Origin of the sequence: Bradyrhizobium sp. BTAi1, assembly GCF_000015165.1 — a bacterium.
Lineage (GTDB): Bacteria > Pseudomonadota > Alphaproteobacteria > Rhizobiales > Xanthobacteraceae > Bradyrhizobium > Bradyrhizobium denitrificans.
The window spans coordinates 7,291,567-7,310,642 of the sequence record NC_009485.1 but is presented as its reverse complement, the minus strand read 5'-3'; the positions used below and the strand labels follow the sequence as shown (position 1 = coordinate 7,310,642).

Below are 19,076 nucleotides of genomic sequence, written 5' to 3'. Positions count from 1 at the left end.
ATTGTCGCGATGGAACTTACCGGCGATTCACCTTTCAGCCACGGTTGATGTGCAACAACCCGCCTCTCTTCTCCGCACAGGGACTGGTTCATTGAAGCGTCTGGCTCTCGCTCTTTCCATCGCATTGCTGCTCGCCGGCTGCGCGGCTGAAACGCCCGTCGTGCAGGCACCGACGATGTATGCCGACATGGCGGTCGCCGGGGCCAAGCTCGATGCTGCCGCTGCGGCGACGATGATCTCGCAATACCGCCAGAACAACGGGCTCGGCATGGTCGAGGTCGATCCGGAGCTGATGCGGCTGGCGGAGTCGCAGTCGCAGGCGATGGCCGACAAGAACAAGCTCGATCACGACGTCCGCGCCCCGCTGGCCAAGCGGCTGAACAATGCGGGCTATGATGCGACCGTGGCGGTGGAGAACGTCTCGGCCGGCTACCACACCTTGGCGGAAGCGTTTTCCGGCTGGCGCGACTCGCCGCCGCATCGGGCCAACATGCTGAAGACGGGTGTCACAAAAATAGGCATTGCGGCGAGCTATGCTCCGAATACCAAGTACAAGGTCTTCTGGACCATGATCCTGGCCGCGCCCGATGGTAAAAAGGCCTCCTGACAGGCAGGTTCGCTGCCGCCTTGTGCAGCGGTCGTCCGGAGCAGGACCTCTCCTTGGGATGGATTGACGTCACCCCGAAGTGACGCCACGCTGGCGCCATGTTTTGCTAATGACCGCCGTAAATGACGCATCATCCATTTCCCCCGCAGCCGGCCACTCCCACCCAGTCGCAACGAGTCCTCGTCCTGCAGGGCGGCGGCGCGCTCGGCTCCTATCAAGCCGGCGCCTATCAGGCGCTATGTCACTTCGACTTCGAGCCGGAGTGGGTGGCTGGTATCTCGATCGGCGCCATCAACGCCGCGATCATCGCGGGCAATGACCGCGACAAGCGCGTCGGCCGGCTCAAGGAATTCTGGGAGATGGTGTCCTCCCCGGTGCCGTGGAAGCCGCTGCTCAATGGCGACCATCACCGCTCGGCGTTCAACGAGGCCAGCGCGGCGCTGATCGCCGCGTTCGGCGTACCCGGCTTCTTCACGCCACGCTTTCCGCCGGCGCCGCTGTGGCCGGCCGGCAGCCTGCAATCCGTCAGCTATTACGATACCGCGCCGCTGAAGCGGACCCTGGAGCGGCTGGTCGATTTCGATCGCATCAACGACCTGAAGACGCGGCTGTCGGTCGGCGCCGTCGGCATCACCACCGGCAATTTCACCTATTTCGACAATGTCGAATTCAAGAAGCAGGGCAAGCGCATCGGCCCCGAGCACATCATGGCCTCAGGCGCGCTGCCGCCGGGCTTTCCGCCGGTCGAGATCGACGGCGAGCATTATTGGGACGGCGGCATCGCTTCGAATACGCCGCTCGACTATGTGCTCGACACCGAGACCGATCGTGACCTGCTGATCTTCCAGGTCGATCTGTTCTCCGCGCGCGGCGAACTGCCGCGCACCTTGCTGGAAGCGGCCGAGCGCGAAAAGGACATCCGCTATTCCAGCCGGACGCGGATGAACACCGACAAGAACCGCATGATCCACAACACGCGCAAGGCGTTCCGCGAGCTCTATGCCAAGCTGCCGGAGGAGCTGCGCAACGATCCTGCGCTCGAGATCCTGTGCAAGGCGGCGCAGGAGAACACCGTGACGGTGGTGCACCTGATCTACCGCAGCAAGACCTACGAGACCTCCTCGAAGGACTACGACTTTTCTCATGTCGCGATGGTCGAGCATTGGGACGCGGGTGTGCGCGACGTCCACCAATCGATGAGCCACAAGGACTGGCTGGAGCGGCCGCAGTCCGGCGAGACCATGGTCACCTACGATCTCACGCAGGATGGCAGCCTCGCGGCCGCCAAGAAGGAGTGAAGCAATGACGACGAATTTGAAGGGCAAGACCGCTGTGGTGACCGGCTCGACCAGCGGCATCGGACTCGCCATTGCGCGCGGCTTTGCCAGCGCCGGGGCGAACATCGTGCTCAACGGCTTTGGCGCTGCCGCCGACATCGAGAAGGAGCGCGCCGCCATCGAGAGCGAGTTCAAGGTCAAGGCCGTGCATTCGCCGGCCGACATGAGCAAGCCGGCCGAGATCGCCGGCATGATCGCGCTCGGCGAGAGCACGTTCGGTGCGGTCGACATCCTCGTCAACAATGCCGGCATCCAGTTCGTCTCGCCGGTCGAGGACTTCCCGCCGGAGAAGTGGGAGCAGATCATCGCGATCAATCTCTCCTCGGCGTTCTACGGCATCCACGCCGCCGTGCCCGGCATGAAGAAGCGCGGCTGGGGCCGCATCATCAACACGGCGTCCGCGCACTCGCTGGTCGCCTCGCCGTTCAAGTCGGCCTATGTCTCGGCCAAGCACGGCATCGCCGGTCTGACCAAGACCGTGGCGCTGGAGCTCGCGACCTTCAAGATTACCTGCAATTGCATCTCGCCGGGCTATGTCTGGACGCCGCTGGTCGAGAAGCAGATCCCCGACACCATGAAGGCGCGCAATCTCACCAAGGAGCAGGTCATCAACGACGTGCTGCTGGCGGCGCAGCCGACCAAGGAGTTCGTGACGGTCGATCAGGTCGCAGCGCTGGCGCTGTTCCTGTGCAGCGACGAGGCGTCGCAGATCACCGGCGCCAACCTCTCGATCGACGGCGGCTGGACCGCCGCGTAAGTCAGCGCCCAGCGGATCACGGCGCGCGGAACGCCGTGATCCTTCGCCGCGGGTCCGACAGGCAGGTTTTTGGCCTCGCGCGGTTTCGCTTTGACACGGCGCGTTCTACAAGCAGGCTTTCACCGCGCTTGCACACGGACCCTTCCTTTGCTGACCACGCTGATCGGCCTCGGCGCCGCCACCTGCACCACATGCTCGTTCCTGCCCCAGGTCATCAAGGCCTGGCGGTCGCGCTCGACCCAGGACATCTCGGCCGGCATGTTCGTGCTGCTGACCACCGGCAACGCGATGTGGCTGCTTTACGGCGCGCTGATCAACGACCTGCCGCTGGTCGTCGCGAACCTGATCACCCTGGCGCTGGTCGCGACCATCCTCGGCCTGAAGCTGCGCTACGGCTAGAGCATGATCCGCAAAGGTGGAAACCGGTTTTCCGAAGAGATCATGCGCAAACAATGACGAAAGATCATGATGCGTTTCCGTGGAAACGAATCATGATCTAGAATCAGCTGCGGCGCGCGAAGATGTTTGCATTGGTGGAGGCGACGCTCTGGCCGGGCGGCAGCACGACCACGGTCGATCCCATCTGCACGCGGTTGTAGAGGTCGGCGACGTCGGTATTGGTCATGCGGATGCAGCCGGACGAGATCGCCTGGCCGATATATTCCGGCTGGTTGGTGCCGTGGATCCGGTACAGCGTGTCCTTGTTGCCCTCGTAGAGATAGATCGCGCGGGCGCCGAGCGGGTTGGCCGGGCCGCCGGGCACGCGCTTCGGATAGGGGCCGAGACGAGCTTGGATGTCGGCGGTCGGAACCCAGTCGGGCCATTCCGCCAGCTTGCCGACGGTGGCGACGCCGGAGAACGCCATGGCCTCCTCGCCGACCGCGACGCCGTAGCGGACCGCCTTGCCGCCGGGCAGGACATAATAAAGGAAGCGCGCATCGGTATCGACGATGATCGTGCCCGGTTGCTCCTGGCGCGAGAAGTCGACGATGTGGCGCTGGAACTGTTCCGGGATCTGCGCTTCGGCATAGGGCGCGCGCGCCAGCAACTGCTTGTCGCGCGGTGTCAGCGCCGCATCAGTCGTCGGCGACAGAGTCGCTTCCATGCAGCCGGACAGCAGCAATGATCCAGCCAGCGATAGTGCGAGCCCCAGTCTCGACATCTTCATCTCCCCCGCGCGATGGAACCATGTGTCTAGAGGATCGCGCCCAAATCATGGCACTGCACTCAACACTTGCGTGATCGCTGCGCGAGCGAGAGGCGGCCGCAGAGCGCCGGTTCGAGCATGAACATCTGATGTCGCAGGTCCGTCACGGAACCTGCGTCAGGACGCCTTGCCGAAGGCGAGAACGTGCAGGCCGAGCCGTCGCTTGACGATGCGGAACAACAGCACCGTTTCGAACACCAGAGACAACGAGGTCGCCGCCGCGGCGCCGTGGCCGCCGAAGCGGGGTACCAGGACGATGCACAGCACGAGGTTCATGACGAAGGCGGCCGCATAGGCGGAGGCGCAGGCGCGCTGCTGGCCCAGCATGTTCAAGAGGCGCTCGACCGGGCCGATCGCGGCGCGTACGACAAGGCCGATGGCCGCGATGAACATGATGTCGTAACCCGCAGTGAACTGCGCGCCGAACAGCCACAGCAGCGGCTTGCCGAGCGCAAGCAGGACCAGGGTCGCCGCGAGCGACGGCCAGAACGTCCATTGGATCGCATGCGCGACATAGGCCGACAGCCGTGCCTTGTCGCCGAGCGCGTGATATTCCGCGAAGCGATGCGCCGTGGTCGCCGACATCGCGTAGTGGATGAACGACACAAGCGCGAGCGTCTTCACCACCGCGAAATAGACACCGACCTCTTCGGAGGAGCGGAACTGCTGCAGCACCAGGACATCGGTGTAGGACAACAGCAGATAGAAGCTCTCGACCAGCAGGATCGGCAGCGACACTGCGAGCCAGCCGCGCAGATCATATTGTTTCGGCCCGACCTCGACGTGGCGCTCGAGCCGCCGGTTCAGCACCAGCATCTGGCCGAGCATCGCGACCCACACCGCGGCGGCGCTGGCGGCCATGGCGGCGCTGGCGCCGAGCTGAAAGCCGAGCACCAGGGCGCCTGCGGTGAAGCCGATGATCAGGCCCTGGCGGATGATGAATTGCGGCATCAGCCCGAGCGTCATCCAATCATGCGAGCGCGCGATGCCGTCCTGGGTGTTGGCGACCACGAAAGCGGGCAAGGTCAGGCAACCGATATAGAGCGGCAGGCGCTCGCTCTCCTCGATCCACGGCGACAGCAGCGCGATCAGTCCGGCGAGCAGCAAAGCGGCGATGCCGGAGGTTGCCAGGGTCAGCCAGCGGCCGCCCGACAGGAAGCCGCGCAGCAGCGCGTGCTGGCCGGACGTGCGATAGTCGGGGATGATCTTCTGCGCCGACGAGGCGATGCCGAAATCGAGCATGCTGCCGAGCAGCAGCACCCAGGTCCAGACATAGACATAGATGCCGTAATCCGAGCCGCCCATCCAGCGCGCGAGCAGGATCTGGCTGAGATAGGCAAGGCCGGCGCTCAGCACGCGGATGAGGAAGATCAGCGCCGCGAGCCGCTGCGTGAGCGATGCTTCACCGCCGCCGGCGAGCGCCGCGACGCGCGCCCTCAGCCGGGCTGCGAGGCCTGTCGATGTGGTGTCGTTGCGGGCATCCATCACGGCCACGGGGCAAGTCCGGCTCTCGGGCCGCGGAAGGCGGCCGTCATGCCCTCCTATCAACGCAACGTTAAGAATCGGTTGGGCGGCCCCGTTTACGGCAGGCTGGCGTTGAACTCATAGGCCTTGTCGGGGCCGACCAGCGTGAATTTCAGCGTCGCGCCGTCGGGCTTGACGCCCGGCGGGACACCGTCGAGCTCAAAGGCGAAGCGCGCGATGCCCGGCGTCCCGCTGTCGCGCTGGCTCGGGATCGGCAGCGACCAGTCCGGTGTCGGACCCTCGACGTAAAGATGAACGCCGCGTTTATCGGGCGCGATGACGTCGACGATGACATCCTTCTTGCCGTCGCGCGTGATGTCGCGGATCGTAAACGGATTGGGATCACCGACATTGGCGGGCTTCGGCACGGTGTCAAGCGCGGCCGACAGCGAGGCGTCCTCGGTGCTTGCCACGCTGGTGAAGGCGAGTTCGACCTTGGCTTCGACGGGGATGCAGATCTTCTCGCACACTGCGTAGCTGATGTCGGCGCGCAAGGTCATCGGCTTGTCGGCGCTCTTGGCAACGATGCGCAATGGCAGCACGACTTGATCGTGATAGCCCAGCGAGTGTCCGCCGGCACCGTCGTCGAACTTGGTCGGGGCCGGCCACAGGACGGTCACCGCATCGACATTTTCGGACCGGGAAAAGTCGAATCGCGGCGGCACGCCGGAGTCGCCCGGCGTGCGCCAATAGGTCTTCCAGCCCGGCTGGAGCTGAAACGCGACGCCGCCGAGAACCACCGGTCCGCTGCGCGATCCGGCGAGCAGGCGGACCGCGGAATGGCCATCACGCTGCCAGGGCGACGAGTCCTGCGCCCAGCCGCCGAGCGAGGCGCAGGACCACAGCAACGCCGCGGTGAGAAGTGTGGCGGAGGGACGAGGAACCAAGGCGGACATGAGACGTCTTTAAAGTTTGGTTGGGGCGCAAACCATTGAATTGCTTGTGAGCGGATTCCGCGGCGGAGGCCTGAACCTTGATTGACAGATGCTCATCCCAATATCAGGATATCAACCATCATGAGAGTCCTCGCGGATGAATCCTGACGCAAAACGGCTCGGCGACGTTCGCCGCAAAGTGACCGGGATCGGGGATCACACCTCTCACGGCGGTTATCTCGACGGCCAATTGCTGGTCGCCATGCCCGTCATGGGGGATTCGCGGTTCGAACGCTCCGTGATCTATCTCTGCGCGCACTCAGCCGAGGGGGCCATGGGTATCATGGTGAACCGGCCAGCCGGCAGCATCGATTTTCCGCAGCTCCTGATGCAACTGAACATCATCGAGAAGGGCGATCAGATCAGCCTGCCGGACAGCGCCGAAACCATGAAAGTGCTGAGCGGCGGTCCGGTCGATACCGGACGTGGCTTCGTGCTGCATTCGAGCGACTACTTCATCGCCAATGCGACGCTGAAGATCAATGATGGCGTCTGCCTGACCACGACCATCGACATCCTCAAGGCGATCGCCAAGGGCAATGGTCCGAAGCACGCGCTGCTCGCGCTCGGCTATGCCGGCTGGCGCGCCGGCCAGCTGGAGGAAGAGATCCAGGATAATGGCTGGCTGCATTGCGATGCCGATCCCGAGCTGATCTTCGGCGACAATGTCGAGGACAAATATGATCTTGCGCTGCGCAAGATCGGCATCGATCCCGGCATGCTCTCCAACGCCGCCGGGCACGCCTAAGTACGCTGTGACGTTTCGGCACGATCTCTGCTGTCGCGGAATACTGGATGCTCCGCCTTCGCCTTCGCGGAGCATGACAGCGTCGCAGACGGCGAGATCTTGCATCAGCACGGACCGCCGATTCCAAGGAAACGCTCGTCTCGACGGCCTTCTTAGGCGGTCTTGACGCCATCAACTCTTCGCCGCCATCCCTCCGCTTTGCCGTGGCCGGGCTTCGTCCCGGCCATTTGTGTCTCTGGTTGCCGTGTCTCCGGCATCCAGCAAGCGGTTCGACGCGCGAGCGCCGATCTACTCCGCCGCCTGCTGCGCGATGGTGGGCTCGGTGCCGGCGACGGTGGCGCGGCGCATGTCGCGCGGCTGCGACTGATCGTAGCGGCGCACGCGATGCATGGTCTGGCGATTGTCCCACATGATCAGGTCGTGGAGCGCCCATTTGTGCACATGGACGAATTCCCGCTGCGTGGCGTGCTCGGTCAGGTCGCGCAGCAGCAGCCGTCCCTCCGGCAAGCTCATGCCGACCACGGCTCCGGCATGCGACGACAGGTACAGCGACTTGCGGCCATGCGCGGGATGGGTGCGCACCAGCCGCTGCCTGACCGGCTTGAACATCTCTTTTTCCTCGTCGCTGTAGTCGAGGAAGCCGAGCGCGCCGCGCGAATACATCAGCGAATGTTCGCAGACGAGATCCTCGATCTCGGCCTTCGTCTCCGGATCGAGCGCGTCATAGGCGGCGCGCATGTCGGCAAATTCGGTGTTGCCGCCCTTCGGGTTCACGATCCGCGCCGACAGGATCGAGTATTTCGCCGGGATCGGCCGAAACGAGCTGTCGGAGTGCCACAGGCAATTGCCGAGATTGAACAGATGGGTGCGGTGATCGCGCGGCAGCGGTCTGCCGTCCTTGCCGAGATTGGAGACGTCGTTGAGGCCGGTGGTGAGACGGTAGTCCTCTTTCTTGGTGACGGTGCCGCCACGGGCTTGTTCTCGCTCGCCGAAACTGAGCGCGAAAGCGAGCTGCTGTTCGTCGGTGATGTCCTGGTCGTGGAACACCAGGACCGCGTAATGATCGATCGCGGTCTGCAGCTCCGCGGTCTCATCGCGCGTCAGCGGCTTGCGCAGATCGATGCCTGAAACTTCACCAATGAAAAAAGGATGCAGCTGCCGGATGGCGATCGCCATGGCGTCCTCCTTGATGTCCTCATCGTCGCGGCTCGCTCGTCCGCTTGTCGGTGTCGAAGCTACGCTGCGGCAAGGCGAAGTCAACGCGCGCTGGGAAGCGCGGCCCGCACGGCTGTCATTCCCGCGTGGCAGACGTCACGCGTTGCGCGCCATCAGGCCGCCGTCGACGGGGATCACGGCGCCGGTGATGAACGAGGCCGCCGGCAGGCACAGGCTCAACGTCATATGCGCGACCTCCTCGGGATCGCCGTAACGTCCGAGCGCGGTGCGCCGCCTGGCGTAGATCGCCTTCTGCTCGTCGGTAATGCGCGCGGTCATCGCGGTCGCGATCGGCCCTGGGCAGATGCAATTCACGGTGATGCCGTCGCGCCCGAGCTCGACCGCGAGCGAGCGCGTCAGCCCGGTCACGCCGGCCTTGGCCGCGGAATATGCGCTGTGCAGCGCGGTGGCGCCGAGCGCTTCGGTCGAGGCGATGTTGACGATGCGGGGACTTTGCGAGCGGCGCAGATGCGGCAGCGCAGCGCGGATCACGCGCTGCTGCGCCGTCAGCATCACTGCCAGAGCCTTGGCCCAGGCCTCGTCATAGCTTGCGTCGTCGATCGCCATCCGCACCGAGATGCCGGCATTGTTGACGATGATGTCGAGACCGCCGAATTGCGTGGCCGCCGCACCGACGACGGCGGCGATCGCATCGCGGTCGGACAAATCAAGCCGCCAGGCCCGCGCGGTTCCGCCCGCCGCCACGATGTCCGTGGCCACGGCACGCGCGCCATCCTCATCGATATCGATGACGGCCACCTGCGCCCCTTCATCAGCAAACAGCCGCGCCGTGGCACGCCCCATGCCTGAGGCCGCGCCCGTGACCAGGACGGTCAGGTTTTTCACCGAGCGGCTCAGTTGTTTGTAGCTCTGCATATTGCGGCCCGCGAAAAATGCGCGCTGTGTCGCGCCGTTGACAACGCTGGCACCGATCCGCACACAGGTCAAACAAACAACGACAGGAGGAAGGGAGATGAACGCGCTCGATTTTTCGGGACGGCAGGTGCTGGTGATCGGCGGCTCCAGCGGCATCGGCAACGGCATCGCCCAGTCGTTTCGCGCCCAGGGCGCGCGCGTCGCGGTCTGCGGCACGCGCGCGACGGCAACCGATTATTCCATCGAGGAGGGCTGCGATCTCACCGGGCTGGACTATCAGCAGCTCGACGTTGGCAATGCCGCGTCCATTGCGGCGTTCGTGCCGCGCTGCGAGCGGCTCGACGTGCTGGTGCTGGCCCAGGGGGCGGTGCTGTACCGGCGCGGCGAATTCGCCATGGACGGCTTTCGCAAGGTCGTGGAGATCAATCTCATCAGCCTGATGGCCTGTGCGACGAAATTTCACGGTCTGTTGCGGGATGCCAGGGGCGCGCTGATCATCGTCTCGTCGACGGCGGCCTATCATTCGACCATGGGCAATCCGGCCTATAATGCCTCCAAGACCGGTGCCGTCGGGCTGACGCGGACGCTCGCCGAAGCCTGGGCCGAGGACGGCATCCGCGTCAACGGGATCGCGCCCGGTCTCGTCGATACCAAGATGACGAAGGTGACGACGGCCAATCCCAAGCGCCTCGAAGGTGCCCTGCAACGCATCCCGCTCAAGCGGCTGGGGACGCCGCAGGACATGGCGGGCGCGGCGCTGTTCCTGGCCTCGCCGCTGTCGTCCTACATCATTGGCCAGACCATCGTCGTCGATGGCGGCTTGATTTTGTAGTGCGTCGGAACCGTCGCCGCCTCAGCCGGTTAGCACAGCGGCAAGCCCGCAAACGCGAGACAAGGAGAAGCGGCGATGGATACGGATCGGTTGACCGGAACAGTCAAGGATGTCGCAGGCAAGGTCGAAGGCGGCATCGGTGAAATGACTGGCGACAAGAGCACGCAGGCTTCAGGGCGCGCGCGCGAGGCCTCGGGCGTGGTTCAGAATCTCTACGGCCAGGCCAAGGACGCCGCACGTGAGGCCGGCGACGCCGCGGTGGACTACGCCAAGGATACGTTCGGCGGCAGCGCCGACACGTTGCGCGACGGCACGCAGGCGTTGACCAAGCGGGTCCAGGACAATCCAGTGGGCGCGCTCCTGGTCGCCGGCGGCATCGGTTTCCTGCTGGCGATGTTGATGCGGCCGTCGAGCCGCCCTCAGCCGCAGCGCTGGCGCTACTGAGACGCGACGCCCGTGATCCGGCCTTCTCCGGATCACTGGATAAGACCGAATAAAATGAGGCCCGCATCCGTTGATCGGTGCGGGCCTCATTGCTTTCGACTCTCATTGCTTGCGACTCTTCGGATCGCCGCTCGCTGATGCTGCGCCGCGAGCGGGTGATCGTGTCAGCGCCAGGGCGAATCGAGCACCGCTGCGGCGCGGCCGACCGGCGCCGGTGGCCGTGGCGGGGCGTTGGGATTACGCGCCGCCGGCGGCCTCGGCGGCTGCGCCTGCTGCGGCGTTCCGAAGCCGAAGAAGTCGCGCGGCGCTTGGCTCGGCTGTTGCGGTGCCTGGGCGGGCGACGTCGCGCCGGGCGTGGTCAGCCGTCTCGGCCGCTGCGAGGCCGCCGGCGCACCGGCGGCGGGCTCGCCAGGCGCCGTGCCCGGGGTCGTCGTGGCCATGGGCGTATCCGGTTTCGACTGCTCTTTCGGCGGCTCCTTGGCCTGCTCACGGCCGATCTCGCGGCGTGGCCAGACGTAATCGTCGGCGCGCCCCGCCGGCGGGCTCAGGGCCTCGCCCTTGACCAGCGTTCTTGCCGCCAACGGATCGACGGCCGCGGGCCGCGAGCCAGGGCCGCCGAGCAGCTGATCGGTGCCGACCGATGACGCGACGAGCGGCAGAATCGGCCCGGCCATCGGTCGCGGCGCGGGCTGACCCGGGACGGCATTGGCGTCTGGCGTCGCCGGCTCGGTCGGCAGTTCCAGCGGCGACGAGCGGGCGGCGAGCAGGCGATTGATCTCGCGCTCGGCGTAGTGGGCGAGCTTTCGCGCGCCGGCCTTGGTGAAATAGACGCCGTCATAGGACCGCAGCTGGCGGATCTGGCCTTCGAAGTCCGGGCCCTTCTGCAGGAAGCGCCCGGCTTCGTCGACGAAACCGTCCCAGACGTCGACATAGGTGATGCCGGCCTTGCCGGCGACATCGCGATACAGCGAATCCAGGAACAGCGTGTCCGCGGTGCCCTTCGGGCCGCGGACCGCGGGCAGGCCGACCCAGAGCACGGGAACGCCCTTGCTCTTGGCGACCGCGATCATCTCCTCGATCTTTTTCGAATAGAGCTCGATCCAGCGCTCGTCGCGGAAGTCGTAGATGCCGTTGGGCGATCGCGCGGTCTTTTCCGGTGCCGCGGTCGCGGGCGTGTCGTTGTCGACCTCGTCCTGCGGCAAATCGCTGTCGGCGGGCTTGGCGGCCGCGTCGGCCTTGGTGTCGGGTTTGCCATCCGGCTTGGCCTCGGCCGCTTTGGGGTCGGCCGCCTTGCCGTCGGCTGTCTTGGCGTCCCCCGGTTTGGCCTCGCCAGCCTTGGTATCGCCAGGCTTGGCGTCGCCCGGCTTGGTCTCGCCTGGCTTGGTCTTGGCGTCCTTCTTGGCCTTGTCGTCCTTGGTCTTGTCCACGGCCGGCTCGCGCAGCGGGAGACGGTCGTTGAGGCCGAGCATGATCACGATCGCGTCGGCACGCTCGGTGGCCAGGATGCCCTTGGCGGCGGCGGCCCAGTCGGACGGCTCGCCCTTGGGCTGGTACTTGATGAGACCCGAATTGGTCTTGATCTTGCGGGTGACGCCCATGTCAGGCTGCTCGGAATAGGCGTCTTCAAGGCCGTAGGCGAGCCAGTCGGCCATGCCGTCGCCGAGCACCAGCACATAGCGCTCCGGCGTGCCGTCGCGCTTCTCCTGCGGCGGCGCCTTGGAATAATCCTGGGGCACGCGCTTGGGCTGCTGCGGCTGGAACGGGGCGAAGAAGTCGCCGCCGAACCAGCCCCCACCGCCCCCTCCGCCGCCGCGCGGGGCGGGACGCGGCGAGGCGAACGGGTTGAAATTGAAGAACTGGGCCGAGGCGGGCCCGGCAATCCCGAAAAGCATGGCGATGACGACCGCGAGCACCACCATCGGCCCGGGTTCGTTCAATAGCTTGAGGAGGGACTTCAGCTTTGACATGCGCACCCGTCCGCACCCGTCGCGCGGCGAAATCGTGACCGTCCATATAATAGGAGCCGAATCAGGCCGCAAACGGGCATTCACCGGATGGTGTTGATGTCCGTCGCCAAACGCCACAGAAGGTTACCGGCACGGCTCAAAATGCCGCTGTTCAGCGGCTGCGCAGCCGTTCCAGGACGTCGGTGGTTGCGAAGCCGTCGGCGGGGGCGCCGATCGCGGCCTGGAAGTTCCGCAGCGCCTCCCGGGTCTGGCCGCCGAACTGGCCATCCGGCGTGCCGCGGTAGAATCCTCGCTCGGCGAGCAACTGCTGCAGCTCGAGCCGCTCGGCCCGCGACAAGGTGCGTTCCTCGCGCGGCCAGGCCTGCACGAAAGGTGGCGCGCCGCGCAGGCGGTCCGCGAAATGCCCGATCGCCAGCGCATAGGCCTCGGCCGGGTTGTATTTCATGATGACCCGGAAATTCTGCAGCATCAGGAAGCCCGGTCCTTGCGCGCCTGCGGGCGCCAGCAGATAGGCCTTCTCGGGCGTGGCCGGGAACGGCTGGCCATTGGCCCGCTTCAGCCCGAGCTGCTCCCACTGGCCGAAGCTCATGGTCTTGGCGCGGTCGGCCAGCATGAAGTTGAAGCCTTGCGGCAGCACGACCTCATAGCCCCAGCTCTGGCCGCTCTGCCAGCCGTCCTTCTTCAGATTGTTGGCCGTCGAGGCGATCAGGTCGGCCGGGTTGTCGACGACGTCGCGGCGGCCGTCGCCATCGGCATCGACCGCGAAGCGCTTGAACGCGGTCGGCATGAACTGCGTCGGCCCGAACGCGCCGGCCCAGGAGCCGCGCAACTGCTCGGGACGGAGATCGCCGCGGTTGAGAATTTCCAGCGCCGACAGGAACTCGTCCTTGAAATAGGCCTGGCGGCGGCCGATGCAGGCGAGCGTTGCGGTCGATTGCAGCACGCTGCGGTCGCCGATCTGGGTGGAATAATTGGATTCGATGCCCCAGATCGCCGCAATAATGTAGCGATCGACGCCATAAGCGCGCTCGGTGGCATCGAACTGCGCCTTGTATTTCGCCAGCACCTCGCGACCCTTAGCGAGCCGATTGTCGTTCACCAGGATGTCGAGATAGTCCCAGATCGATTTGGTGAACTCCGGCTGCGCATCGAGCAGGTCCATGATGCGCAGATCCGGCGTCAAGCCCGCGGTGAAGCGCTGGAAATTGTCCTGGGTGATGTTGCGGCGTGCGGCATCTGGCCACATCGCAGCGACGCAGCCGTCGAAATTGCCGGCGGCCTCGCGGATCGCGGCGGCGGTCATCAAGGGGTGGCCCGAGGCGCCGTCCTCGCCGCTCCAGGGTTGCGGACCGCCGGCCGAGGGGGCCTGCGCCGGCGCCGGCGAGCCTGAGTTGCCATTGCTGAGCGTGCCCGTGAACAGGCTGTCGAGAAAGTTCAGCGGATTGCCGGATTGCGCCTCGGCGGAACCAGACACCGCTAGGGCGGATGCGACAATCGCGGCCCTCGTCCCGGTCCTCAAAGCTGCCAGCATGACGTTCCGTCGCATCGTGATCTCGTCCATTGCAGGAAAGAGCCCCAGGAGGCCCGCTCCGGCTTAACGCAAGATTAACAAGGTTAACGATTTCTCGGCAGCGAAATATGGCGATCCTGACCGGGTCGGAGGGAACGCTCGACCAACATCCGCCTTTGTTCTCGGCTGCAAACGAGCTACCAACATGCGATCAATTTCGCATTCATTCGTCACAAGGTTTAGTCACCCCCCATGAAGATCCGCAAAGCCGTATTTCCGGTCGCCGGTCTCGGTACCCGCGTCCTTCCCGCCACCAAGGCGATGCCGAAGGAGATGCTGACGATCGTCGACAAGCCGCTCATCCAGTACGTTTTCGACGAAGCCAAGGAAGCCGGCATCGAGCATTTCGTCTTCGTGACCGGGCGCAACAAGACCGCGATCGAGGATCATTTCGACCGCATGTATGAGCTCGACGCGACGCTCGCGGCGCGCGGCAAGAAGACCGAGATCGAGATCCTGGCCCGGGATCAGCCGGAGGCCGGCGCGGTCAGCTTCACCCGTCAGCAGGCGCCGCTCGGCCTCGGCCATGCGGTGTGGTGCGCGCGCGACATCGTCGGCGACGAGCCGTTCGCGGTGGTGCTGCCGGACGAGCTGGTGCTGAACACGCCCGGCTGTCTCGCGCAGATGATCGCCGCGGCAAACAGACTGCCTGAGAAAAGCAATTTGCTCGCGGTGCAGGAGGTGCCGGCCGATCAGACCCACCAATACGGCATTTGCGGCGTCGGCAAGCGCGACGGCAAGATCTTTGAGGTCGACGGCATGGTCGAGAAGCCCGCCAAGGGCACGGCGCCGTCGAACTTCTCGATCACCGGGCGCTACATCCTGCAGCCGGAGATCTTCAAGATCCTGGCGACGCAGGAGCGTGGCGCCGGCGGCGAGATCCAGCTCACCGATGCGATGATCGGCCTGTCGAAGACGCAGACATTCTATGGCGTCGATTTCGACGGCGAGCGCCATGATTGCGGTTCGAAGTCCGGTTTCCTGAAGGCCAACATCGCCTTCGGCATGGCCCGTGCCGATCTGCGCGACGGCCTGCGCGCGGACATGAAGCGCTACCTCGAAGGCAAGAGTTGACCGACGCCGTCAGACCCGATTGCGTTGCGGCGGCTGGCGGCGTCACGCCGCCAGCGCGGCTGCTGACGCCAGGCCGGGCACCGTCGCGGCGACGCAGCGGTTTCGGCCCGCCGCCTTGGCCATGTACAGTGCTCTGTCGGCCGCGTTCATCAGCGCGGTCCAGTCGGTATCGCGCGATGGCGTGATGCTGGCGACGCCGATGCTGACCGAGGTGTTGCCCGCCTCGCCCGCCCAGATCGCGACCTTGGTGCGGATCGTCTCGGCGACGTGAAGGGCATCGGCGTCCGACGTCCCGGGCAACAGCACGGCGAACTCCTCGCCGCCATAGCGCGCCGCGCAGTCTCCGGCCCGGCGGACCGAATCGGAAATGCAGACGGCGATGCCGACCAGCACCTGGTCGCCCGCCTGATGCCCGTGATTGTCGTTGTAGCTCTTGAAGTGGTCGGCATCGATCATCAGTAGCCCCAGCGGTGCATGGTGGCGCAGCGCCCGCCGCCATTCGACCTCGATCGTCTCGTCGAACTTGCGCCGGTTTTTCAGGCCGGTCAGCGGATCGGTCGTGGCAAGCTGCTCCAGTCTGGTCTCGACCTTGGTGCGCAACTGGATCTCGCGCGCGGCAACCTGCGTGGCCGCCAGAACGAACACGATGAGCGCCAGCATCATCGCGCCGATCTGCATGGCCTCATGGCGCCAATAGGCGTAGACGCTCTCCCAAGTCTTGCTGGCCACCACCACCAGCGGCTCGGTGCCGTTGCGCCAGACCAGCAGCCGCGGCAGATCGTCGAGCGCGCCGTAGCTGCTCGACCATCCCGTCGGCTCGGTCAGCGCACGGGTCACTGCCGGGGCCCGCGCCAGGTTGCGGCCGATCGCGTCCGGATCGAACGGTGCGCTGACGATCAGGGTGCCGTCGCGTCTGAACACCGTGATGCTGTCGCCGGGGCCGAGCGTCAGGCTCCCGAACAGGTCGCGGAAATAGCTGAGGCGAAGCGAGCCGGCGACGACCCCGGCGAAGCGCCCGTCGGGCGTCGAGATCCTGCGGCTCAGGACGATGGAAGAGGGGCCATGATGCTGCGCCGGGCGTCCGACATAGAGGCCGGCATCGGGGCGGTCGCGATGGACCTGGAAGAAATCGGCGTCGCTGCGATCCTCGGGCCTCGGATCGAGCGTGGCGGAATCGATGATCAGCCGACCCTGGGCGTCGAACACCTGGATCGTCCCGAAATTCCTGGCGGTCGAGGCGCGATCGAACAGGATCAGTTGGCGAAGCGGCTTGCTGACCTCGTGAATTTCAGGCAGCAACAGGTTGCCCGCCACGGCCCGCAGCGAGAGATCGTAAAGCTCGACGTTGCGGCTGATGTCGGCGGCAATGCTGGCGGCCATGTTCTCCAGGGCCTGCCGGGCGCGGACTTCCTCGCCGCGGCGCAGGTCGACCATGACGCTGGCGCAGATTGCGGAGAAGCCGATGATGGTCGAAATGGAGCAGCTGATCAGCGTGCGCGCCGAGAGTCGCCAAGGCTGCTTTGCCCGGCCTGTTCGGCGTGTCCAGCGCATCAGCCCGTCCCGTCCCGTGGAATCCCGCCCGTAAACTGACGGGTCACCGGAAGTAACGCATGTTAGATTAACGAGTCGTTGCGTCCGCCGCGCTTGTCGTCAAGGCGGCCGCACACGCGCTGCTACGAGGGAGTCGAGACTTGCCGGACTATGATGCGCTTCGAGATTATCTGAAGCGGCAGACCCTGCCCGAATTGACGCTCAGCTTCGAGGCGATCGAGGAGCTGATCGGTGACAGCCTGCCGCGCGCAGCGCAGCGCGCGTCGTGGTGGGACAGCCTGAGAAGCCCGCAGGAGAAGATGCCGCAGCGCGAGGCTTGCCTGGATGCGGGGTATGTCGCGACGCGCATGCCCGACGGCAAGGGCGTGCGCTTCCGCCGGTTGAAGCAGAAAATGTGAGCTCCGCGCCGCGCGACCCACGCAATTTTGGGTTGCTAGATTCTTGGACGTCGGTTGTGGCGGATTGGCCCGGTTCCTGCTCTCAATGGGCGGCGAAATGATGCGGCTTGCGCGCAGCCTGCCGCGCAGAGGAGATGCGAGATGAACGAACAGGACCTGCGCGGCGAGATCGCTGCGGTCAAAGAAGGCCGGCTGTCACGCCGCGACTTCGTGCAGCGGATGCTCGCCGTCGGGCTGACAGCGCCGATGGCCGGCATGATGCTGGCACATTCCGGGGTCGCCATGGCGGCTCAGGACTTCCCCTACAAGCCCACCAAGGCCGGCGGCGGCGGGCCCTTGAAGCTGCTGTTCTGGCAGGCGCCGACGCTGCTCAATCCCCATTTTGCCATCGGCACGAAGGACCAGGAGGCGGCGCGGGCCTTCTACGAGCCGCTTGCCGGCTGGGATGCGGAGGGTAATCTCGTGCCGGTGCTGGCGGCAGAGATTCCCAGCATGGCGAACGGCACGGTCGCAGCGGACGGCACCTTCGTCATCTGGAAGCTGAAGCAGGGCGTGACGTGGCATGACGGTCATCCGTTCACCGCCGACGACGTGATCTTCAACTGGCAATATGCGACCGATCCCGAGACGTCGGCGGTCACCAGCGGCGATTACAAGCACATCAAGGCAATCGAGAAGATCGACGACCACACCATTCGCGTCGTGTTCGCGCAGCCGACGCCGTTGTGGATGACGGGCTTCGTCGGCGGCGGCAGCGCGCTGATTCCCAAGCATCTGTTCGGCGACTATATCGGCGCCAAGTCGCGCGAGGCGCCGAACAATCTCAAGCCGGTCGGAACCGGCGCCTATCTGTTCGTCGATTTCAAGCCGGGCGACGTTCTGCTCGGCAAGCTCAACCCGAATTATCACGTGCCGAACCGGCCGTATTTCGATACGCTCGAGATCAAGGGCGGCGGCGATGCGGTCTCGGCGGCGCGCGCGGTGCTGCAGACCGGCGAATACGACTATGCCTGGAATCTGCAGGTCGAGGATGAGATCCTGCTGAAGCTGGAGAGCGGCGGGGCAGGCCAGGTCGAGATCGTGCCCGGCGGCAATTTCGAGTTCATCCTGCTCAACGCCACCGATCCCTGGACAGAGGTGGATGGCGAGCGCTCCAGCATCCGGACGAAGCACCCGGTGTTGTCAGACCCGGCGGTGCGGGCGGCCATCAATATGCTGATCGATCGCGCGTCGGTGCAGAAATACGTCTACGGGCGCGGCGGCATCGCGACGGCCAACTGCATCAACAATCCTGCACGCTATCGCTCGCCGAACACCAGCTTCGAGTTCAGCATCGCCAAGGCGAACGAACTGCTCGATGGCGCCGGCTGGAAGAAGGGCGCCTCCGGCATAAGGGAGAAGGATGGCAAACAGCTCAAGCTGGTGTTCCAGACCTCGATCAACGCGCCGCGGCAGAAGAACCAGGCGATCATCAAGCAGGCCTGCCAGAAGGCCGGCATCGAGCTTGAGCTGAAATCGATCGTCGGATCGGTGTTCTTCTCCAGCGACACCGCCAATCCGGACACTTACGCGCATTTCTACTGCGACATGGAGATGTATCAGTGGTTCACGCTGTCGCCCGAGCCGCAGAACTTCATGAACCAATATGTCTCGTGGGAGGTGGCGAGCAAGGCCAACAAATGGCAGGGGCGCAACATCAGCCGCTGGCAGAGCAAGGACTATGACGATCTCTACAGGGAACTGACGCGGGAGATCGATCCGGTGAAGCGCGCCGCGCTGTACATCAGGCTCAACGACACGGTCTGCGCCGGTCACCACGTGCTGCCGCAGCTCAGCCGGCCGCGCATGTCGGGACTCCGAAGGGGGCTGCAGACCCATTCCTCCGGCTGGGACAACGATCTGTGGCAGCTGCCGAACTGGTATCGTGAAGGCTGACGGCAACCTCGGCGTTTGATCCCATCACCAGGCACTCAGGTCGGGAAGCCCCCGGCCGAGTGCCTGTTCCATTTTCCGGGATACGCGACTGCAACTAAT

General features: G+C 65.2%; 18 protein-coding genes. 10 read left to right on the top strand and 8 right to left on the bottom strand.

What is annotated here, in order from left to right; all coding sequences use genetic code 11:
* Positions 1-91 precede the first annotated feature (91 nt).
* The 4 genes from BBTA_RS32670 to BBTA_RS32655 all read left to right on the top strand — a co-directional run bounded on the left by BBTA_RS32670 (position 92) and on the right by BBTA_RS32655 (position 3,100).
* Complete coding sequence (locus BBTA_RS32670) at positions 92-607, top strand: CAP domain-containing protein (protein ID WP_012046792.1); 516 nt, start codon at positions 92-94, stop codon at positions 605-607.
* A gap of 122 nt (positions 608-729) precedes the next feature.
* Complete coding sequence (locus BBTA_RS32665) at positions 730-1,905, top strand: patatin-like phospholipase family protein (RefSeq protein ID WP_012046791.1); 1,176 nt, start codon at positions 730-732, stop codon at positions 1,903-1,905.
* A gap of 4 nt (positions 1,906-1,909) precedes the next feature.
* Complete coding sequence (locus tag BBTA_RS32660) at positions 1,910-2,701, top strand: 3-hydroxybutyrate dehydrogenase (RefSeq protein ID WP_012046790.1); 792 nt, start codon at positions 1,910-1,912, stop codon at positions 2,699-2,701.
* A 147-nt stretch (positions 2,702-2,848) separates the two neighbouring features.
* Positions 2,849-3,100 carry a SemiSWEET transporter gene (locus tag BBTA_RS32655; protein WP_012046789.1) on the top strand — a complete coding sequence of 84 codons (252 nt, stop codon included), beginning with the start codon at positions 2,849-2,851 and terminating at the stop codon, positions 3,098-3,100.
* A 103-nt stretch (positions 3,101-3,203) separates the two neighbouring features.
* Here BBTA_RS32655 and BBTA_RS32650 read toward each other — a convergent pair whose 3' ends face one another.
* The 3 genes from BBTA_RS32650 to BBTA_RS32640 all read right to left on the bottom strand — a co-directional run bounded on the left by BBTA_RS32650 (position 3,204) and on the right by BBTA_RS32640 (position 6,328).
* Positions 3,204-3,863, bottom strand: a complete 660-nt coding sequence (locus BBTA_RS32650; RefSeq protein ID WP_012046788.1) for a L,D-transpeptidase — start codon at positions 3,861-3,863, stop codon at positions 3,204-3,206.
* A gap of 162 nt (positions 3,864-4,025) precedes the next feature.
* Complete coding sequence (locus tag BBTA_RS32645; RefSeq protein ID WP_012046787.1) at positions 4,026-5,402, bottom strand: lipopolysaccharide biosynthesis protein; 1,377 nt, start codon at positions 5,400-5,402, stop codon at positions 4,026-4,028.
* Between the two features lie 86 nt (positions 5,403-5,488).
* Positions 5,489-6,328: a protein-disulfide reductase DsbD domain-containing protein gene (locus tag BBTA_RS32640; protein ID WP_012046786.1), complete on the bottom strand. Its 840-nt coding sequence runs from the start codon at positions 6,326-6,328 to the stop codon at positions 5,489-5,491.
* A gap of 136 nt (positions 6,329-6,464) precedes the next feature.
* Here BBTA_RS32640 and BBTA_RS32635 point away from each other — a divergent pair, with 136 nt between their 5' ends.
* Positions 6,465-7,115 (top strand): YqgE/AlgH family protein, encoded by a 651-nt coding sequence (locus BBTA_RS32635; protein ID WP_012046785.1) that lies wholly within the window; start codon positions 6,465-6,467, stop codon positions 7,113-7,115.
* A 288-nt stretch (positions 7,116-7,403) separates the two neighbouring features.
* Here BBTA_RS32635 and BBTA_RS32630 read toward each other — a convergent pair whose 3' ends face one another.
* Together BBTA_RS32630 and BBTA_RS32625 are read right to left on the bottom strand one after the other, a co-directional pair.
* Positions 7,404-8,291, bottom strand: coding sequence for a TauD/TfdA family dioxygenase (locus BBTA_RS32630; RefSeq protein ID WP_012046784.1), 888 nt, complete (start codon positions 8,289-8,291; stop codon positions 7,404-7,406).
* Between the two features lie 135 nt (positions 8,292-8,426).
* Complete coding sequence (locus tag BBTA_RS32625) at positions 8,427-9,206, bottom strand: SDR family NAD(P)-dependent oxidoreductase (RefSeq protein WP_012046783.1); 780 nt, start codon at positions 9,204-9,206, stop codon at positions 8,427-8,429.
* Between the two features lie 97 nt (positions 9,207-9,303).
* Here BBTA_RS32625 and BBTA_RS32620 point away from each other — a divergent pair, with 97 nt between their 5' ends.
* The gene (locus BBTA_RS32620; protein ID WP_012046782.1) at positions 9,304-10,038 is read left to right on the top strand and encodes an SDR family NAD(P)-dependent oxidoreductase; all 735 of its coding nucleotides are present in this window, start codon (positions 9,304-9,306) and stop codon (positions 10,036-10,038) included.
* Between the two features lie 75 nt (positions 10,039-10,113).
* The gene (locus BBTA_RS32615) at positions 10,114-10,482 is read left to right on the top strand and encodes a CsbD family protein (RefSeq protein WP_012046781.1); all 369 of its coding nucleotides are present in this window, start codon (positions 10,114-10,116) and stop codon (positions 10,480-10,482) included.
* Between the two features lie 164 nt (positions 10,483-10,646).
* Here BBTA_RS32615 and BBTA_RS32610 read toward each other — a convergent pair whose 3' ends face one another.
* Together BBTA_RS32610 and BBTA_RS32605 are read right to left on the bottom strand one after the other, a co-directional pair.
* Positions 10,647-12,449 carry a DUF459 domain-containing protein gene (locus BBTA_RS32610; RefSeq protein WP_012046780.1) on the bottom strand — a complete coding sequence of 601 codons (1,803 nt, stop codon included), beginning with the start codon at positions 12,447-12,449 and terminating at the stop codon, positions 10,647-10,649.
* Positions 12,450-12,600: 151 nt separating this feature from the next.
* On the bottom strand, positions 12,601-13,995 hold the full coding sequence (locus tag BBTA_RS32605) for a lytic murein transglycosylase (protein WP_012046779.1): 1,395 nt from the start codon (positions 13,993-13,995) through the stop codon (positions 12,601-12,603).
* Between the two features lie 216 nt (positions 13,996-14,211).
* Between BBTA_RS32605 and galU the strand changes: the two genes are divergently transcribed.
* Positions 14,212-15,093 carry a UTP--glucose-1-phosphate uridylyltransferase GalU gene (gene galU, locus BBTA_RS32600; protein ID WP_012046778.1) on the top strand — a complete coding sequence of 294 codons (882 nt, stop codon included), beginning with the start codon at positions 14,212-14,214 and terminating at the stop codon, positions 15,091-15,093.
* 42 nt (positions 15,094-15,135) lie between these two features.
* On the opposite strand, the gene BBTA_RS32595 is transcribed toward galU, so the two are convergent.
* Positions 15,136-16,644 carry a diguanylate cyclase gene (locus BBTA_RS32595; RefSeq protein WP_012046777.1) on the bottom strand — a complete coding sequence of 503 codons (1,509 nt, stop codon included), beginning with the start codon at positions 16,642-16,644 and terminating at the stop codon, positions 15,136-15,138.
* A gap of 140 nt (positions 16,645-16,784) precedes the next feature.
* On the opposite strand from BBTA_RS32595, the gene BBTA_RS32590 reads away from it, so the two are divergent.
* Positions 16,785-17,042, top strand: a complete 258-nt coding sequence (locus BBTA_RS32590; RefSeq protein ID WP_012046776.1) for a hypothetical protein — start codon at positions 16,785-16,787, stop codon at positions 17,040-17,042.
* Positions 17,043-17,183: 141 nt separating this feature from the next.
* Positions 17,184-18,977, top strand: a complete 1,794-nt coding sequence (locus BBTA_RS32585; RefSeq protein ID WP_041751044.1) for a peptide ABC transporter substrate-binding protein — start codon at positions 17,184-17,186, stop codon at positions 18,975-18,977.
* The last annotated feature ends 99 nt before the right edge of the window (positions 18,978-19,076 follow it).

Coding starts and splice junctions, on each gene's coding strand:
- BBTA_RS32665 (WP_012046791.1), top strand. CDS start 730: ATGACGCATCATCCATTTCCCCCGCAGCCGGCCACTCCCACCCAGTCG.
- BBTA_RS32605 (WP_012046779.1), bottom strand. CDS start 13,995: ATGCGACGGAACGTCATGCTGGCAGCTTTGAGGACCGGGACGAGGGCC.
- BBTA_RS32625 (WP_012046783.1), bottom strand. CDS start 9,206: ATGCAGAGCTACAAACAACTGAGCCGCTCGGTGAAAAACCTGACCGTC.
- BBTA_RS32640 (WP_012046786.1), bottom strand. CDS start 6,328: ATGTCCGCCTTGGTTCCTCGTCCCTCCGCCACACTTCTCACCGCGGCG.
- BBTA_RS32620 (WP_012046782.1), top strand. CDS start 9,304: ATGAACGCGCTCGATTTTTCGGGACGGCAGGTGCTGGTGATCGGCGGC.
- BBTA_RS32635 (WP_012046785.1), top strand. CDS start 6,465: ATGAATCCTGACGCAAAACGGCTCGGCGACGTTCGCCGCAAAGTGACC.
- BBTA_RS32595 (WP_012046777.1), bottom strand. CDS start 16,644: ATGCGCTGGACACGCCGAACAGGCCGGGCAAAGCAGCCTTGGCGACTC.
- BBTA_RS32660 (WP_012046790.1), top strand. CDS start 1,910: ATGACGACGAATTTGAAGGGCAAGACCGCTGTGGTGACCGGCTCGACC.
- BBTA_RS32630 (WP_012046784.1), bottom strand. CDS start 8,291: ATGGCGATCGCCATCCGGCAGCTGCATCCTTTTTTCATTGGTGAAGTT.
- BBTA_RS32610 (WP_012046780.1), bottom strand. CDS start 12,449: ATGTCAAAGCTGAAGTCCCTCCTCAAGCTATTGAACGAACCCGGGCCG.
- BBTA_RS32650 (WP_012046788.1), bottom strand. CDS start 3,863: ATGTCGAGACTGGGGCTCGCACTATCGCTGGCTGGATCATTGCTGCTG.
- galU (WP_012046778.1), top strand. CDS start 14,212: ATGAAGATCCGCAAAGCCGTATTTCCGGTCGCCGGTCTCGGTACCCGC.
- BBTA_RS32585 (WP_041751044.1), top strand. CDS start 17,184: ATGAACGAACAGGACCTGCGCGGCGAGATCGCTGCGGTCAAAGAAGGC.
- BBTA_RS32615 (WP_012046781.1), top strand. CDS start 10,114: ATGGATACGGATCGGTTGACCGGAACAGTCAAGGATGTCGCAGGCAAG.